The sequence below is a fragment of the Streptomyces tendae genome (genome assembly GCF_008632955.1).
Taxonomy (GTDB): domain Bacteria; phylum Actinomycetota; class Actinomycetes; order Streptomycetales; family Streptomycetaceae; genus Streptomyces.
In genome coordinates this window covers 4,638,544-4,654,664 of the sequence record NZ_CP043959.1, presented here as the reverse complement: position 1 = coordinate 4,654,664, position 16,121 = coordinate 4,638,544, and the positions used below count along the sequence as shown (strand labels likewise).

Annotated in this window: 16 protein-coding genes; 8 read left to right on the top strand and 8 right to left on the bottom strand. The window is 74.7% G+C overall.

Annotated features, from left to right (window positions below; genetic code table 11):
- Nucleotides 1–138: 138 nt before the first annotated feature.
- Nucleotides 139–336 (top strand): hypothetical protein, encoded by a 198-nt coding sequence (locus F3L20_RS21370; RefSeq protein ID WP_150155739.1) that lies wholly within the window; start codon nt 139–141, stop codon nt 334–336.
- A 107-nt stretch (nt 337–443) separates the two neighbouring features.
- Entirely contained in the window at nt 444–965 is a 522-nt protein-coding gene (locus tag F3L20_RS21365; RefSeq protein ID WP_150155738.1) for a hypothetical protein, read from the top strand.
- A 46-nt stretch (nt 966–1,011) separates the two neighbouring features.
- On the opposite strand, the gene hemC is transcribed toward F3L20_RS21365, so the two are convergent.
- The 3 genes from hemC to F3L20_RS21350 all read right to left on the bottom strand — a co-directional run bounded on the left by hemC (nt 1,012) and on the right by F3L20_RS21350 (nt 3,928).
- Nucleotides 1,012–1,947 carry a hydroxymethylbilane synthase gene (gene hemC, locus F3L20_RS21360; RefSeq protein WP_150155737.1) on the bottom strand — a complete coding sequence of 312 codons (936 nt, stop codon included), beginning with the start codon at nt 1,945–1,947 and terminating at the stop codon, nt 1,012–1,014.
- 81 nt (nt 1,948–2,028) lie between these two features.
- On the bottom strand, nt 2,029–2,805 hold the full coding sequence (locus F3L20_RS21355) for an NPP1 family protein (protein WP_150155736.1): 777 nt from the start codon (nt 2,803–2,805) through the stop codon (nt 2,029–2,031).
- Nucleotides 2,806–2,947: 142 nt separating this feature from the next.
- The gene (locus tag F3L20_RS21350; RefSeq protein WP_150155735.1) at nt 2,948–3,928 is read right to left on the bottom strand and encodes an ATP-dependent DNA ligase; all 981 of its coding nucleotides are present in this window, start codon (nt 3,926–3,928) and stop codon (nt 2,948–2,950) included.
- A 147-nt stretch (nt 3,929–4,075) separates the two neighbouring features.
- On the opposite strand from F3L20_RS21350, the gene F3L20_RS21345 reads away from it, so the two are divergent.
- From F3L20_RS21345 to F3L20_RS21330, 4 genes are all read left to right on the top strand, one after another.
- On the top strand, nt 4,076–4,582 hold the full coding sequence (locus F3L20_RS21345) for a MarR family winged helix-turn-helix transcriptional regulator (protein ID WP_150155734.1): 507 nt from the start codon (nt 4,076–4,078) through the stop codon (nt 4,580–4,582).
- Between the two features lie 346 nt (nt 4,583–4,928).
- The gene (locus F3L20_RS21340) at nt 4,929–5,309 is read left to right on the top strand and encodes a DoxX family protein (RefSeq protein WP_150155733.1); all 381 of its coding nucleotides are present in this window, start codon (nt 4,929–4,931) and stop codon (nt 5,307–5,309) included.
- Complete coding sequence (locus F3L20_RS21335; RefSeq protein WP_150155732.1) at nt 5,306–5,773, top strand: peroxiredoxin; 468 nt, start codon at nt 5,306–5,308, stop codon at nt 5,771–5,773. The genes F3L20_RS21340 and F3L20_RS21335 overlap by 4 nt, the downstream gene beginning before the upstream one ends.
- A gap of 60 nt (nt 5,774–5,833) precedes the next feature.
- A complete protein-coding gene (locus F3L20_RS21330) occupies nt 5,834–8,230 on the top strand; it encodes a SpoIIE family protein phosphatase (protein ID WP_150155731.1) in 2,397 nt (798 codons plus the stop codon).
- A gap of 40 nt (nt 8,231–8,270) precedes the next feature.
- Here F3L20_RS21330 and F3L20_RS21325 read toward each other — a convergent pair whose 3' ends face one another.
- Together F3L20_RS21325 and F3L20_RS21320 are read right to left on the bottom strand one after the other, a co-directional pair.
- Nucleotides 8,271–8,873: a DNA polymerase ligase N-terminal domain-containing protein gene (locus tag F3L20_RS21325; RefSeq protein WP_150155730.1), complete on the bottom strand. Its 603-nt coding sequence runs from the start codon at nt 8,871–8,873 to the stop codon at nt 8,271–8,273.
- Between the two features lie 109 nt (nt 8,874–8,982).
- Nucleotides 8,983–9,813, bottom strand: coding sequence for an aldo/keto reductase (locus F3L20_RS21320; RefSeq protein ID WP_150155729.1), 831 nt, complete (start codon nt 9,811–9,813; stop codon nt 8,983–8,985).
- A 182-nt stretch (nt 9,814–9,995) separates the two neighbouring features.
- Here F3L20_RS21320 and F3L20_RS21315 point away from each other — a divergent pair, with 182 nt between their 5' ends.
- Complete coding sequence (locus tag F3L20_RS21315; protein ID WP_150155728.1) at nt 9,996–10,967, top strand: TauD/TfdA dioxygenase family protein; 972 nt, start codon at nt 9,996–9,998, stop codon at nt 10,965–10,967.
- A gap of 7 nt (nt 10,968–10,974) precedes the next feature.
- Here the strand turns inward: F3L20_RS21315 and F3L20_RS21310 are convergent, their stop codons facing one another.
- The 3 genes from F3L20_RS21310 to F3L20_RS21300 form a co-directional block, all read right to left on the bottom strand.
- On the bottom strand, nt 10,975–12,480 hold the full coding sequence (locus F3L20_RS21310; RefSeq protein ID WP_150155727.1) for a metallophosphoesterase family protein: 1,506 nt from the start codon (nt 12,478–12,480) through the stop codon (nt 10,975–10,977).
- 88 nt (nt 12,481–12,568) lie between these two features.
- Nucleotides 12,569–13,336 carry a dienelactone hydrolase family protein gene (locus tag F3L20_RS21305; RefSeq protein ID WP_150155726.1) on the bottom strand — a complete coding sequence of 256 codons (768 nt, stop codon included), beginning with the start codon at nt 13,334–13,336 and terminating at the stop codon, nt 12,569–12,571.
- Nucleotides 13,337–13,352: 16 nt separating this feature from the next.
- On the bottom strand, nt 13,353–13,973 hold the full coding sequence (locus F3L20_RS21300; RefSeq protein ID WP_167534576.1) for an L-threonylcarbamoyladenylate synthase: 621 nt from the start codon (nt 13,971–13,973) through the stop codon (nt 13,353–13,355).
- Between the two features lie 160 nt (nt 13,974–14,133).
- Here F3L20_RS21300 and F3L20_RS21295 point away from each other — a divergent pair, with 160 nt between their 5' ends.
- Nucleotides 14,134–15,621: a helix-turn-helix domain-containing protein gene (locus F3L20_RS21295; RefSeq protein ID WP_240810732.1), complete on the top strand. Its 1,488-nt coding sequence runs from the start codon at nt 14,134–14,136 to the stop codon at nt 15,619–15,621.
- The last annotated feature ends 500 nt before the right edge of the window (nt 15,622–16,121 follow it).

Sequence of the window (16,121 nt, the reverse complement as noted above, 5' to 3'; positions counted from 1 at the left end):
TTCTCGGACCTGGCAGGTCCGGGGCCGGCCGACCGGTTCCCACGGACGTGCCTCCTGTCCGAAGCACTGAGAATTCCTTTCCCTCCCCACCGCCGATCCAAAACGAATCCCGGAAAGCGGCGGAGGATATTTTCGGGAATGCGCACGCTGTGGAATCGAGAGAATTCAAGGGGTGAATTGCGCCCGGGGCGGCGCCTCGCGGGCGACCGCACCGCGACGGGCACGGCCCGGCGTACCGGCGGCGCGCCGCTGATCACCACGGCGGACGTGATGTACGGCACGCCGTCCCGCGGCACCGATGGGCCGGTCGGGGGATTCCTCCTGCGCAGCGCTTGATCACCGATCAGATGGGGCGAACTACCTGACCACAGCGCATTCCGCTCATTTGACAGTGCGCTGAGCCCACAGATAGGAAGCAGCGGACAGAAGTCGAGAGGTGCACTGTGTACGAGCCGAACGTGGTCGGGGACTGGCAGGAGTACGACGAGCATGCCGGTCTGCGGGTCCGCGTCCATCGTCTGGAAGCGGGCGAACCGCCGCGCGGGCGGGACGAGGCCGCCGAAGGGCTGTCGTACTTCCGGGTCCGGGTGACCGTGGAGAACCGGGGTGACCGACCCGTGTGCATTCATCTCGAGGACGGTCAGATCGACGTGCGCACCGGCCCCGACGGCGAGAGCGCATTCATCGACTGGCGCAACTCGCAATTCATCGAGGGATTCGACGTCTATCCGCTGCGCCGCGCCACCGCCGTGCTCTACGCGGCCGGCCCCGAGCGGTCCCTGGCGCAGGTGGACGTCCAGGTGCAACTGCGCGCCGACGAGGAGTGGGCCGGACGCCGGCTGTGGACGGGCGGCGTCGGGGTGCACGAGCCCGCCCCGGGCACGCCGGCCGGTGCGGCCCGGGAGACCCTCGCCCAGCAGGTGAGCCTCTTCCTGCAGGAGCAGGCGGAGGAGGGCACCGCCTGACCACGGCGGGCGGCGGGCGCCGCCCGCCCCGCCCCACTTTCTGCGGTCAGTGCGGAATGCCGTCGATGACGTCGCGGGCGCCCTGACGCAGCAGCGCCACGGCGACCGACGTGCCGAGCGTCGCCGGGTCGAGCCGCCCCGCCCACTCGTGCGCGTTCAGCCGGGTCTTGCCGTCCGGCGTGAAGACACAGGCCCGCAAGGACAGCTCGCCGCCCCGGTCCACGCGGGCGAGCCCCGCGATCGGGCTGTTGCAGTGCCCCTGGAGCACGTGCAGGAGCATGCGTTCGGCGGTGGTCTCCCGGTGGGTGTCCGGATGGTTGAGGACGCCGACCGCGTCGATCAGGCCCGTGTCGCCCTCCCGGCACTGCAGGGCGAGGACGCCCGCGCCGACCGGCGGCAGCATGACGTCGGCGGACAGCACCTCGCTGACCACGTCACGGCGGCCGATCCGCTCCAGTCCGGCGACCGCCAGCAGCAGGGCGTCCACCTCGCCGTCCGCGAGTTTGGCGAGCCGCCGGTTGGCGTTCCCGCGCAGCGGCACGCACCGCAGGTGCGGGTGGGTCGCGGCCAGTTGGGCGACCCGGCGCACCGAGGAGGTGCCGACCCGGGTGCCGGGCGGCAGCTCGTCCAGGGTGAGACCGTCGAGGTGGACCAGCGCGTCACGGACGTCGTCCCGCTCCAGGAACGCCGCGAACACCGTGCCCGCCGGGAGGGGGCGGTCGGCGGGCACGTCCTTGACGCAGTGCACCGCGAGGTCCGCCTCCCCGGCCAGCAGGGCGGCGTCCACCTCCTTGGTGAACGCGCCCTTGCCCTCCACCAGCGACAGGTCACCGAGCCACTTGTCCCCGGTGGTGCGCACCGGGACCACCTCGGTGCGCACCCCGGGGTGGGCTGCGGTCAGCTCCGCGCGGACGCGCTCCACCTGGGCGAGTGCCATGGGCGAGTCGCGGGAGACGATACGGATCAGTTCCGGGACGGCCATGGCGTCACGATAGACCCCCGTGACCTCCCCGGTGCCGGGGACACGATGCCGCGTCCCCGGACGTCAACTCGCCTCAGGTTGTCATCCGTTCGGGTCGAAGGGGATGCCCGAGGGCTTGGCGGCGGCGAGGTGGGAGGCGAAGCTGCCGTCCTTCAGGCCGAAGTGGGCGCTGCCGAAGTCGTGGGCGACGAGCTTGTCGCGCAGCCCCGGCGGGTAGCCGTTCCAGCCGACCAGGGCCGGGTACTGCCAGGTGCCCTTGTGGTTCTCGGGCGGTTCGTCGCCCGCGCCCGCCGGCCGGAAGCAGTGGGTGCTGATGCCGTCCTTGTGGTAGACGACCTTCGGGTGGGTGCCCTCGAAGCGGACCGAGGAGCGGGGGTGGATCGTGAACGAGCCGTGGTTGGACGTGGCGACGTACTGCACGGTGTCGTTCTGCACCCACACCACCACGTGTTCCCAGTCGTGGCGGTGGCCGCCCAGGCTGACGCCGGGCAGGGCCTGGTCCTTCTCGAAGTAGAGCGCGTAGACGACGGCGCACCAGCCGTTGTTGCAGGTGGCGCGCGCGTAGCCGTTGGTGTTGTCCAGGTCGGAGGCGTCACGGCAGTTGCCGTTCAGGGCGCCGGTCGGCTTCAGTCCGGCGTTGAGCGAGCCGTCCGGGCCGATCGCGGGGGAGGGGTAGCAGCCGTCGGTGTCGTAGTCGTAGGCGGGCTGGTAGGTGCTCTCCAGGGTGTCGACGTTCGCGGGGAGCGCGGGCGGGGGAGCGGCGAAGGCCGTGGCGGGGAAGGCGACGACGAGGGCGGCGGCGCCGGCCAGACCGGTCAGCCATCTCCTGACGTGCGTACGGGGCGTGCTCGGCGACACTGCGTCCTCCTCGTGGACAGGCGCAGCCCAACGGGCGTGGGGGGCTGGGGAGTTCACAGCATCCCGGTCAGGCGTGCCCATGCCAAGAGGGCGGTGTCGGGTCGGCGGGGGCCGGGCGGGCGGCGGCGGGCGCCGCGCCGGATCACGCCAGGTCGTCGGGAAGGTCGGCCGCGGCCTCCTCGGGCGCGAGGTCCGGCCGCAGCCGCAGCCAGGACGGCTGGCGCAGCATCCCCTCACGGGTGCGGGTGCTGTAGCGCACCTCGCCGACCAGCCGGGGCACCACCCAGTGGGCGCCCTGGACGGCCGGCACCGGGTCGAAGGGGCAGACGTCGCTCGCGGCGGCCCGCAACAGGGCGGCCAGTTCCGTGCGTTCGGTCTCGCTCCAGCCGGTGCCCACACCGCCGACGTACCGCAGCCGGCCCGCCGCCCGCTGGCCGACCAGGACGGCGCCCGGCAGTCCGGTCAGCCGCCCCTTGCCCGGCAACCAGCCTCCGACCAGCACATCCTCGCTGCGCATGTTGCGGATCTTGATCCAGGCACGGGAGCGGACCCCCGGCTCGTACACGGAGTCCAGCCGCTTGCAGACCAGCCCCTCCAGGCCGTGTTCGACCGTGGCCCGCAGTGCCTCCGGGCCGTGGCCCACGAGCGCGGCCGGGGTGGACCAGGCGGGACCGCCGAGTCCCAGGTCCTCCAGTGCCTCGCGCCGGCGGACGTAGGGCTCGCGGACCAGCGGGCGGCCGTCGAGGTGCATCACGTCGAACAGGATCAGGTGCACCGGCACTGTCTCCGCCCGCCGGGCCGCGCGGGCCGGGGAGTGTGCCAGGCCCATCCGGGACTGCAGCAGCTGGAAGCTGGCCCGGCCGTCCGCGTCGAGGGCCAGCACCTCGCCGTCCAGCACGGCCGGCCGGGAGCCGAGGGCGGTGGCCAGCGGGCGCAGCTCGGGGTACGCGCCGGTGATCTCCTGGCCGGACCGCGCGCGGAGGACGACACTGCCGTCCCCCGGGAGGTAGACCACCGCCCGCTGGCCGTCCTGCTTGGTCTCGTACGCCCAGCGTGCGTCCGCCGCGGGGGGCGGCAGCCGGCCGGGCGTGGCGAGCATGGGCGGGATCAGCGGCAGGGTCACGGGTGAGATGTGGACGCACCCGCCGGACGGCACGCGTCCGCTTGGCCTGTTTCGCCTGAACGGAGGCCGGACGAAGCGCTGAGCGGAAGGTTCCGTTCCGTGGTGCTCAATTGATTGAGTTACGCAATGAGATGGTAAAGTGCGGGCATGGCCACACCCCCGCTTCCCGACGGCTCCCCCTCCCCGGAGGTGGTCGACATCGAGCGCGCGCTGTACCGCATCACCTATCTGAGTTCGCGCGCCCGGCAGCACGAACGGCTGATGGCCGCGGCGGGGGTTCCGCTGGACCGGGCCGGTGCGGCGCTGCTGCGGAAGATGGCCGACGCCGAGCCGATGCGGCCGGGGGAGCTGGCGGCCCGGCTGGGGGTGGAGGCCTCGCACGTCACGCGCACGGTGCAGCACCTGGAGAAGTCCGGCCACGTCGTCCGTGTCCCCGACCCGGACGACCGCCGCGCCCAGCGCATCCAGCTCACGGACGCCGGCCGGCAGGCCGTCGCGCGGATCCGCGAGACCGGGGTGCGGGGCATGCAGGCGGCCCTGGCCCACTGGTCGCCCGACGACCTGCGCCGGCTCGCCACGCTCTTCCACCGGATGGTCGACGACTTCCTCGCCCACGCGGCCGACGAGGACACGGAACCCACGCCGACGCGCTGAGCGGTTTCGGCGCCGCCCGGCTTCTCGCGCCGCCCGGCACCCGGGCCCGCCGTCCACCACGCCGCCGCCGGGCCCCGGCCCGTCACGTCGAGGCCCGCACCCCGGGCCGTCGTACGCCGCGTCGGCCGCCGGGCGCCCGGCCCGCCCCGCCCGAGCGACCGCCCGCGCCAACTGCGCTCGGCGGGCGCTCGCCGCGACGTCCGCCCTCGGATCCGGGGCTTCTTGAACCCGGCCTCTCCGACCACGGCCGACCATGCCCCGCCGCAGGTCCCCGCTGCGGCCGACGCCCCCGAACGCCGGGGCTTACCGTCCGGTAACGTGCGCGGGAGTCGTCGGAGGAGGAACCGTGTCACGGTCCGAACGCTCGCCCCTGCTGCTCGCCGGCCTGCTGGCCGTCGCGGGCACCGCGCACTTCGCCGCGCCCCGCCAGTTCGACCACATGGTCCCGCGCTCCCTGCCCGGCACGCCGCGCGCCTGGACCTACGCGAGCGGCGCGGCCGAGCTGGCGCTGGCCGCCGGAGTGGCGCTGCCCCGGACCCGCAAGGCCGCCGCGCTGGCCGCGGCGGCCCTCTTCGTCGGAGTGTTCCCCGCCAACGTGAAGATGGCCGTCGACTGGCGCCACCGTCCCGCCCCGCAGCGGGCCGCCGCCCTCGGCCGGCTGCCGTTGCAGGTGCCGCTGGTGATGTGGGCGCGCGGCGTCGCCAAGGGTGCGGAGGGCACGGCATGAGCGGGCGCGTGGAGAAGGGCGACACGGTCGAGGACTTCGCGGCGCCGGACGAGACCGGCACCGTCCGCAGGCTGTCGGAGCTGCTCGCCGACGGCCCGGTGGTGCTGTTCTTCTACCCCGCCGCCCTGAGCCCCGGCTGCACCGCACAGGCCTGCCACTTCCGCGACCTCGCGTCCGAGTTCGCCGAGGTGGGGGCCCGCCCGGTGGGCGTCAGCGCGGACCCCGTGGAGCGGCAGGCGGAGTTCGCCGGACGGCACACGCTGGGCATGCCCCTGTTGTCGGACGCCGACGGCGCGATCCGGGAGCGGTTCGGTGTGAAGCGGGGCATCTCCGTGGCCCCCACCAAGCGGGCCACCTTCGTCATCGGGCAGGACCGGACCGTGCTGGAGGTCGTACGCAGCGAGCTGCGGATGAACACGCACGCCGACAAGGCGCTCGCCGCCCTGCGCGACCTGCGGGGCTGACGCCCGCCGGCCGGACCCGCCGCGGTTGAGAGGCGACGGCCGCGGGCCGATGCTGGACCAATGGACGACGCCTCCGCCGCGCTGGTCGTCGATGCCCGCGGCATCGTGACGGGGTGGAGCGAGGGGGCCCGGACACTGACCGGGCTCTCCGCCGACGAGGCCGTGGGACGCCCCGTACGGGTCTTGCTCGCCGACGAGCCCACGGAAGCGCGGAAGCCCGGGGAGCCCCGGCAGCCGCAGGAGCCGGAGGAGACGCCGCCCGGCGCCCCGCTCGTCCCCACAGGAATCGTCACCGTGCGTCATCGCGACGGCAGCCGGGTGACGCTCCGGCTGGCGGTCTGCCCGGTACGCGGCCCGGGCGACACGGACGCCGGGTACGTGATCACCGCGCGGCCCGCGGTGACCGCAGAGACCTCCCTGGCCGGCCGGGCCTTCCAGCAGTCGTCCCTCGCGATCTCCGTCCTCGACACCGCACACCGCTTCATCCGGCTCAACGACGCCGCCTGCGCCGCGATGGGCGGCACCGAGGAGACCCTGCTCGGGCACGGCTTCCTGGACACGGCGGGACGCAGCGAGGGCACCCGCGGCATCGACCGGCACATGCGCCAGGTCGCCGAGACGGGCAGGTCGCTGCGCGACGAGAGCTTCGGCCAGGCCGCCTCGGACCTGCACCGGCACGCCTGGAACGTCGAGATGTGGCCGGTGCGCGACGCCGAAGGCCGGCTGGTCGGCACCGCGCTGGCGGGACTGGACAGCAGCGAGCAGCACCGCGCCCGTCGCCGGCTGGCACTGCTCAACGAGGCGGCCGCCGCCCTCGGCACCACCCTGGACGTCGTGCGCACCGCCGAGGAACTCGTGGAACTGCTGGTCCCGGATTTCGCCGACTTCGCCTGCGTCGACCTGCTCGACTGGGTGCTCGACGCGGAGGCGCCCCCGCTGCGCTCCGACGCCGACGTCGTCATGCGCCGGGTCGCGCACGATTCCGCCGGACCGCGCGCCCCCGAGACGGTCGTCCCCCTCGGCCGCACGGACGTCTACCCGCCCTACTCGCCGCCCGCGCGGGCGCTGCGGGACGGCAGAGCGGTGCTCGCCGGAGCCGGCGAACCGGACTTCGACCGGTGGACGGGCGAGCGCGGCACCCCGTCGCTCCCGACGGGCGTGCCGCCGCCCCCCGCGATCCACTCGGAACTCGCCGTACCGCTGCGGGCCCGCGGCACCACCCTCGGCGTGGCGGTCGCCGTGCGCAACGTCCACCCCGACGGGTACGGCGTCGACGACGCCGTACTCGCCGAGGAGCTCGCCAGCCGGACGGCGGTGTGCGTGGACAACGCCCGCCGCTTCGCCCGGGAACGCGCCACCGCGCTGACCCTCCAGCACAGCCTGCTGCCCAAGGTGCTGCCCGGGCAGGCCGCCGTCGAGGTCGCCCACCGCTACCTGCCGTCCGCGTCCGCGGCCGGCATCGGCGGCGACTGGTTCGACATCATCCCGCTGTCCGGCACCCGGGTCGCCCTGGTCGTGGGGGACGTCGTCGGTCACGGCATCCCCTCCACCGCCACCATGGGACGGCTCTGCACGGCCGTACGCACCCTCGCGGACGTCGACCTGCCGCCCGACGAGCTGCTCACCCACCTGGACGACCTGGTCACCCATCTGGCCGCCGAGGACCCGGACGGCGACGTGGCGGAGCTGGGCGCCACCTGCCTGTACGCCGTCTACGACCCGGTCTCCCGGCGCCTGGCCGTGGCCGCCGCCGGCCATCCCGCGCCGGCCCTGCTGCTGCCCGACGGCACCTGCCGGCTCGTGCCCGTGAACGCGGGCCCGCCGCTGGGCGTCGGCGGACTGCCGTTCGAGGCGACCGAGCTGGATGTGCCGCAGGGCTCCGTCGTCGCCCTCTACACCGACGGTCTGGTCGAGGGGCGCGACCGCGACATCGACCACGCGACGCGGGAGCTGTGCCGCGCCCTCGCGGTGCCCGTCCAGTCGCTCGACGACCTGTGCGACGTCGTGCTGAAGCAGGTGCTGCCCGAGGAGCCGGGCGACGACGTCGCCCTGCTGCTCGCCCGCACCCGCGCCCTCGGCGCCGGCCAGGTCGCCACCCGGGACGTGCCGAAGGACGCCGAGGCGGTGGCCGCCGTCCGGCAGTGGGCGGTCGACCTGCTGGCCGCCTGGGGACTGGACGAGGTCGCCTTCGTCACCGAACTCGTGGTCAGCGAGCTGGTCACCAACGCCATCCGCTACGGCGAGCCCCCGATCCAGCTGCGGCTGATCCGCGACCGCACCCTCATCTGCGAGGTCTCCGACACCAGCTCCACCTCGCCCCACCTGCGGCGGGCGCACGCCTTCGACGAGGGGGGCAGGGGACTGCTGCTGGTCGCCCAGCTCACCCAGCGCTGGGGGAGCCGGCAGGCGGACGGCGGCAAGACCATCTGGGCGGAACAGCCCCTCCCGCCCCGCTGATCCGACGGCCCGCCGACTTCGGGCACCGGGCTCCGGAGCCTCAGCCGTCCTCCCGCGCGACCTGCGCGAGGGTGCGGCCCGTGCGGGCCGAGCGGGCCCGGCGGGGATCGGGGGCGCCCCGGCCGCCCGAGCCGCCCTTGGCCGCGCGGACCAGCAGCCACGCCTCCTCGCCGTCGTCCCCGCCGCGGAAGCGGGTGAGGGCGTACTCGCCGCGCAGCTTCGAGCCGTGCAGCCGGAAGGTGGCGTGGCCGCGCTCCAGCGAGCGGGCGAAGTCCACGGCGTGGCCCCGGCGGTCGTGACTGAGCGGCTCGTACGTGCCGTGGTCCCAGACGATCACCGTGCCCCCGCCGTACTCGCCGCGCGGGATGACGCCCTCGAACTCCTCGTACTCCAGCGGGTGGTCCTCCGTCGGCACGGCCAGCCGCTTGTCGTGCGGGTCGGCGGACGGGCCCTTCGGCACCGACCAGGACCTCAGCACGTCACCCACCTGGAGCCGGAAGTCGAAGTGCATCCGGCGCGCGTCGTGGATCTGCACGACGAAACGGGGTCCCGCATCCGTCTCCCGGCCACCGCCCCGCGGCTCCCGGGTCCGGCCGAAGTCCCGCTTGCCGTGGTAGTCCCGCAACCGGTCCGGTCCGCCCACCGCGCCGCTCCCTTCCGTCCTCCGGACGCGCCTCGCGCCCGCCCCGTCCGTACGCGACGGACACACCTCACGTCCGCCCCGTCCGTACGAGTGGCGCCCGGGTACCCGGTCAGAACTCCTCGTGCACCTCCGGGTCCCCGCCGATCCGCCGGTGCGCCCGGTCGGAGACGGTGCGCATCTGGGCGTCGTCCAGCTCGAAGCCGAAGACGTCCAGGTTGGCGCGCTGCCGCTCGGGGGCGGACGACTTGGGGACCGGCAGCGCGCCAACCTGGACGTGCCAGCGCAGCACCGCCTGCGCCGGGGTCACGCCGTGCGCGTCGGCGACGGCGGCCACCGCGAGGTCGTCCAGCAGCCGCGAACCGCGGCCCAGCGGGCTCCAGCTCTCGGTGAGCACGCCCTTGTCCGCGTGGTAGGCGCGCAGTTCCTCCTGCGGGAAGAACGGGTGCAGCTCGATCTGGTTGACCGAGGGCAGCACCCCGGTCTCCTTCTCCAGCCGGTCGATGTGGGCCGGCGTGAAGTTGGAGACGCCGATCGACCGGACCAGCCCGTCCTCGCGGAGCTTGATCATCGCCTTCCAGGAGCCGACGTACTTGTCGACGCGGGGGAGCGGCCAGTGGATCAGGTAGAGGTCGACGTACTCCAGGCCGAGCCGGGCCCGGGACTCCTCGAAGGAGGCGAGGGTCTCCTCGTAGCCGTGGTGGCGGCCGGGGAGCTTCGTCGTCACGACGATCTCCTCGCGCGGCACGCCGGCCCCGGCCACGGCCCGGCCGACCCCGGTCTCGTTGCGGTAGTTGGCGGCCGTGTCGATCAGGCGGTAACCGGCCTGAAGGGCCCCGGTCACCGCCCGTTCCGCCTCGGCGTCGTCCATCGGCCAGGTGCCCAGGCCCAGGGCGGGGATCGTGGTGCCGTCGTTGAGGCTGTGCTGCGGGATGGTCGTCACGGGAGGGCCCTCCGGTCGCGGTGTCGTCCCTCCAGCGTCGGCCACGACAGGGGCGGTGATCAACCGGACGGGCCGGGGCGCGCCGCCCGGGGCCCTGTCGCCAGGGTCCGCCTCCGCTGCCACGATCTTCCCGGGAGCCGGTCCGTCCGGGCCGGCGGGTACGAGCGACGGAGTGGGGACGCATGACGGACAGCGGTGCCGGGACGGACCAGGAGTACGAGGGGAAGGTGGAGGTGCGCCCCGCGGCCGGGCACATCGGGGCCGACGTCACCGGGGTGGACCTGGCCGGCGACCTCGACGACGCCACGGTCGCCGGGATCAGGGCGGCGGTACTGCGCTGGAAGGTGGTGTTCTTCCGCGGCCAGCGCCTCGACCACGCCGGGCATGTGGCGCTGGCCCGCCGCTTCGGCGAACCCGTCGTCCTGCCCCGCCGGGGCTCGGCCTCCCCGCCGGACTTCCCCGAGATCGAGACCACCGCCGACCGGCTGGAGCTCGGCGGCCGCTTCGGCATGGACCACGACGAGTGGCTGCGACGGCGCCGCCACACCGTGCTGCGTGGCTGGCACTGCGACCACGGCGCCCGGGTCGACCCGCCCGCCGCGACGATCCTGCGCGCCGAGACCGTGCCGCCCTACGGCGGCGACACCACCTGGGCGAACCTGGCCGCCGCCTACGCCGGACTGTCCGCACCCGTACGGGAGTTCGCCGACCGGCTGCGCGCCGAGCACCGGCTGGGCGTCGGCTACCAGCCGCGGCCCGGCGACGACGCCTACCTGCGCCACCTGCTGGACCACCAGACCGCCACCGAGCACCCGCTGGTGCGCGTCCACCCCGAGACGGGGGAGCGCATCCTGTTCGTCAACGGCTACTACGTCGAGCAGATCACCGGCCTGTCCCGCCCGGAGAGCCGGGCGGTCCTGGAGATGCTGCTGGAGCAGGCCACCCGGCCCGAGTACACCGTGCGCCTGCGCTGGGAGCCGGGCACCGTGGCGTTCTGGGACAACCGGGCCACCATCCACCTGGCCCCCGGCGACACGGCCCACCTGGACCACCCGCGGATCATGCACCGCGTGATGCTCTCCGGGGACGTCCCCGTCGGCGTCGACGGCCGGCCCTCGCGGCCCCTCACCGGCACCGCGCCGGGCCGCTGGTAGGCACGCCTCAGGTCAGCGGGATGGTCACCTCGTCCTCCACGGGCGGGGCGACCTCCTGCGCCCGCTGCCCGGTCGCCGCGAGGCAGCGCAGCCGTATCGCCTCCGGGCTCACGTCGATCCGCAGGAAGGACTTGAAGAACGGCGGGCTGTACGTGGCCGAACCGGGCGAGAACAGGGACTGGTAGGCCTTGCGCACGGGAAGCCGGAACCGTTTGCCCCGGTCCGGCCGGCGGCCGGTGCCCAGCAGCCCCGCGACCCACCGCATCCGGCGGGTGACCCGGGCCGGCGCGCCCGGCGCGCGGGTCGGTCCGATCCCGAGCCGTTGGGCGACCACAGCCGCAGCCTCCGCCTCGGTCAGCGCGAAGAACCGGCGCAGCCGCGTCCGCCGCCCGTACAGCGCGCTGTAGAAGGCGAGGGAGTCGCCGCGCAGCGGGTAGCAGCGGAAGTCCGCCTCGGTGACCCCGGCGACGTCCACCCGGGGGATGGTGTGGGTGGCGTGCGTGAACGCCCCGCCGCCGCCCGCCACCACGTACTGCAGGGTGCGGCCGTCGTCCAGGCGCACCGGGTAGCGCTGGTAGTTGTGGATGTCGCCGCCTATCACGGCCACATACCGGTGCGCCGGGTCGCGGACGACGTCGTCGACGGTGCCGCCGCCGTCGATCGGGCACGGGTGGTGCTCGCCGTCCACGTACAGGGGCGAGCCGGTCACGAGGATCTTCGGGCGCGGATCGCGGGACACCTCCCGCAGCCACGCGCCCTGCTCGGCGTCGATCGTGCCGAGCAGCCCGGTGTCGATGCCGACGATCCGTACCGGACCCGCGTCGATCGCCCAGTACGGTCCCGGCTGCACGGCCCGCTGGGCGGGGGAGGAGCGCAGCTTCCGCGCCTCGTCCAGCCGCGCGCCGTCGCCGGGGCGGGGCCGGTGCCACAGCAGGGAGCGCAGCCAGGCCCGGCCGAGAGGACGCGGCGCGGGGGCGGGCGGCAGCGGCGGGGCGTCGTCGCAGAAGACCCGCATGAAGCCGGCCAGGTCCTCGTACCAGTCGTGGTTGCCCGGTATCGCGTAGATCGGCGCCTGGTAGTCCCGGTACGGCTGGAAGAACTTCGGGCCGTAGTCGTCGGCGCTGCCCACCGGGTAGATGACGTCGCTGGCGAGCACGGCGAAGGCGGTGTCCCGGCCCTCCTCCAACAGGCCCGGCACGACCGCGTACTGGGGGTCGCCGCCCTCGCCGGTGTCGCCGATGACGAGGAAGGAGAACCGGTCCGGGTCGTCGCGCCGGACGACCCGGTCGGCGGGCGCCCCGGCCGCCGCCCGCTGGGCCGCCCAGCGGGCCCGGACCTCACCGGTGGGGTCGCCGAACCAGGAGGCCAGGACGCCGTTGCGGGCGGCCCACAGCATTCTCGGGTCCAGCCAGGAGATCTTCTCGGTCTGGTGCGGCATCAGCCGCGGGTACTCACCGCGTTCGGAGGCGCCCCAGCCGGCGCCCTCGGCGGTGTCGCGTGAGGAGTCGGACACGCGTGCACCGTAACAACGGTGCCCCGCACGGACCGTGGGCGGGTCCCTGGCCGGGGTGCCGGTCAATCCCGTTGCCGCGCCGCCGATTTCACGACGCGGGCCGGAAGGTGCGGTCCAACAGGCCGACCAACTCCGTCCAGTGGCGTTCGTCGGCCTTCTCGTCGTAGGACTCCGTGTCGGACTGGGTGAAGCCGTGCCGGGCCCCGGTGTACACCTCGCAGCGGTGCCGCACACCGGCGTCCGTCAGCGCCTGCTCCAGCCGCTCGATCTGCTCCGGCGGCAGGGACGGGTCCTGGTCCGCGTGCCCGAGGTACACCTCGGCCGTGATCCGTCCGGCCGCCAGGTGCGGGCTGTCCGGGGCGTCCGTCGCCAGCCGGCCGCCGTGGAAGCCCGCCACGGCCGCCACCCGGTCGGGGAAGGCGCCGGCCGCGCGCAGCGCCAGGCCCGCGCCCATGCAGTAGCCGACCAGGGCCGCCGGGCCCTCGGCCGTCTCCGGCCGCCCGGCGAGCCACGCGAGGTACGCCCCCGCGTCACCCGTCGCCCGCTCCGGCGTCAGCTCCTCCAACGCCGGTGCCAGGTGCCGGAACACCTCGGCCCGCGCCCCGGCGTCGACGAACGCGGGCACGTCGACCACCGGAGCGGGCCCCCGCCGGTGGAAGAGGTTCGGCACCAGCACCGTGTACCCGGCCGCCGCCAGCCGGTCGGCCGCCTTCCGCACCGTCGGGCGCAGCCCGAAGGCGTCGGTGAAGCACAGCACCGCCGGCCGGGGCGCGCCGTCCGCGTGACGCGCCAGGTACGCGTCCGCCGTGCCGTCGTCCGTCGGGACCCGGACCTCGGTCCCCCGCACGTCCGTCATCCGTGCGTCCCTCCCGTCACTCGAAGCGCGAGACGTCGCCCGCGCCCACCCGCACGATCTCCGCCTCGCCACCGGAGAAGTCGATCACCGTGGTCGGCTCGGTGCCGCAGTCGCCGGAGTCCAGCACCGCGTCCACCTCGTGGTCGAGGCGGTCCTTGATCTCCCAGCCCTGGGTCATCGGCTCGTCCTCGCCGGGCAGCAGCAGCGTGCTGGACAGCAGCGGCTCACCCAGCTCCGCCAGCAGCGCCTGGGTGACCACGTGGTCGGGGATGCGCACGCCCACGGTCTTCTTCTTGGGGTGCTGCAGCATGCGCGGCACCTCCTTCGTCGCGGGCAGGATGAACGTGTAGCGGCCCGGCGTCGACGCCTTGACCGCGCGGAAGACGTCGTTGTCGATCCGTACGAACTGGCCGAGCTGCGCGAAGTCCCGGCACACCAGCGTGAAGTGGTGCCGGTCGTCCAGCTTGCGGATGGCGCGGATGCGGTCGGTGCCGGTGCGGCTGCCCAGACGGCAGCCGAGCGCGTAGCAGGAGTCCGTGGGGTACGCGATCAGGGCGTCGTCGCGGATGGCGGCGGCGATCTGGCCGATGGTGCGCGGCTGGGGATTGTCAGGATGCACGTCGAAGTACTTGGCCATTCACCGAGCTTAAGCCGACCGTGGCCCGGCACGGTGCGCACCGGTGCGGCGTCACCCGCAGGAGCACGGGCCCCGTCGCGCCGGGATGAGCCACGCCCACGTGTGGGGTAACGTCGCCCGTCCGGGCCGAGGCGGCGAGGAAGACGAGGGGAAGGCCGAGGTGACAGGCCGAAAGGACGCGGCGCGGGGGACGACGGGGACCGGCGGGCGCCCGGGCTGGGCGCGTGAGCTGCTCGAGCATCTGCGGCCCGCCGGGCGGGACGTCCGCAGGGTCGTCGACTGGCTGGCCGGCGCGGTGCACGCGGAGGTGGCCCTGCGCGACGGCGACGGCGGTCTGCTGGCCGGGATTCCGCTGCCGCTGGACGAGTCCGTCGCCGCCGACGTCGCCTCCGGCCGGATCGCCTCGGCCGCCTGGGACGGCGACGGACGCCACCAGCGCCTGGTGCGCGTCGGACACCCTTCGGGGGCCTGCGTGCTGGCCGTCTCCCGCGGGGCGCCGTTCGACCGGGACGCCTCGGACGTCGTCACCCACACCGCGCAGGTGATCGAGGTGCTGCTCACCGTCCACGAGACCCGCGCGGCCGGCGTCCGGCTCGGGCGGGCCACCGCCGACCTGCGGCTGGCCATCCTGCAGCTGCTGATGGTCGAGGACACGGTCTCCGCGCGCCGGGTCGCCTCGGGGCTCTGGCCGGGCCTGCTGGACGCCGAGACCGCGTGCGTCTACGTCATGGAGTCCGACCCCGCCGTGCGGGACCGGCTGGCCGCCGAGTGCATCGAACGCACCCGCGAGGAGGCGCTGGTCGTGCGGTGCCCCGCCGTGGACGGCCATGTGATCGTCCTCAGCCCGCGCGAGGCCACCGCCGACGACCTGCGGTCCGTGGCGGAGAGCCACCCGGACATCTTCGTCGGGGGCAGCGTGTGGCAGAGCCTGGCGCGCACCGCCACCGCCTACGGACAGGCCGTCAGCGCCCTGGCCGTGGCCCGTTTCCGGCCCGACAAGACGGCCGTGTACGCCGAGCGCACCCACCCCGAGCGGCTGATGGATCCCGCCGCCCTGCGCACCTGGGCGGCGCGGGTGCTGCGCCCGCTCGACGCGCTGCCCCACCACACCCGCGCCGAGCTGATCGCCACCACCCGGCTCGGCCTGGAGTTCACCGCCGTCAGCACCGCGAAGATCCTGGGCGTCAGCCGCAACACCGTGCGCGCCCGCATGGACCGCGTGGAGTCCATGCTCGGGGTCGACTTCGACGACGTCACCGTGCGCGCCGTCGTGCACCTGGCGCTGCACACCCAGATCAACCTGCTGGACGGTCAGGGACCCGCGGGCTCCCGGGCGGGCTCCCGACGCCTCGCCGAGCTGCTGTCCTCCCCCGCCGTCGCCGGCTGGGCGCGGGAGCTGCTGGACCGGCTCCACCCCGACCCCCGCAACGTCCGCCGCACCCTGCGCACCTGGATCGCCGAGGGCGCCAACGCCGAGCGGGCCGCGCAGACCCTCGGTGTCCACGCCCAGACCGTGCGCGAGCACGTGCGCAGCGCCGAACCGGTCCTGGAACGCCAGCTGCTGGCCGGGGGGACCGATCTGTACGAGGTGGCCCTGGCCCATCTGGCGGTCGGTGACCTGGACCGGCCGCCCCTCGCGGGGGAGTGAACCGGGCGTTTCGGACTCACTTGTGCACGGGTGAGTCCCGCGGCCCGCGCACCGGGCACCGGTGCGCTACACAGACCGGTCCCGCGTTGCATAGTTTCGAGCCACGGCGGGGGCACGACCGGAACGGGGGACCGGTCGCGCTCCCGCCTCCTGGTGCGCCCGCCTCAGGGCCGGGTACCCGCCCGCCGTCATGAGGCGGACCGGGGCGGGCGGTGGACGAGCACCGCCAGGGGGAGATCCCCATGACCCGGGCAAGGAACTGCTGCGCGCCCGCCTGGGCGGCGGCCGGGCACCCGGCACAGGCAGGCCCGGACACCGTCGTACGGCGCGCTGCCCGGGCCTGCGGGCTGTCGGCCAGGCGCGCGCACCGTCACCCTCCGTGGCGCTCCGGTCGCCGCCCGTCGAGAACGGGGGCAGCATGACCCTCGTACGCACGCCACCGGCGGGACGTGACCGGTGGCCGGGCGCCCGTTCGTCCGGCCGTCGCCGCGAACGGGTCC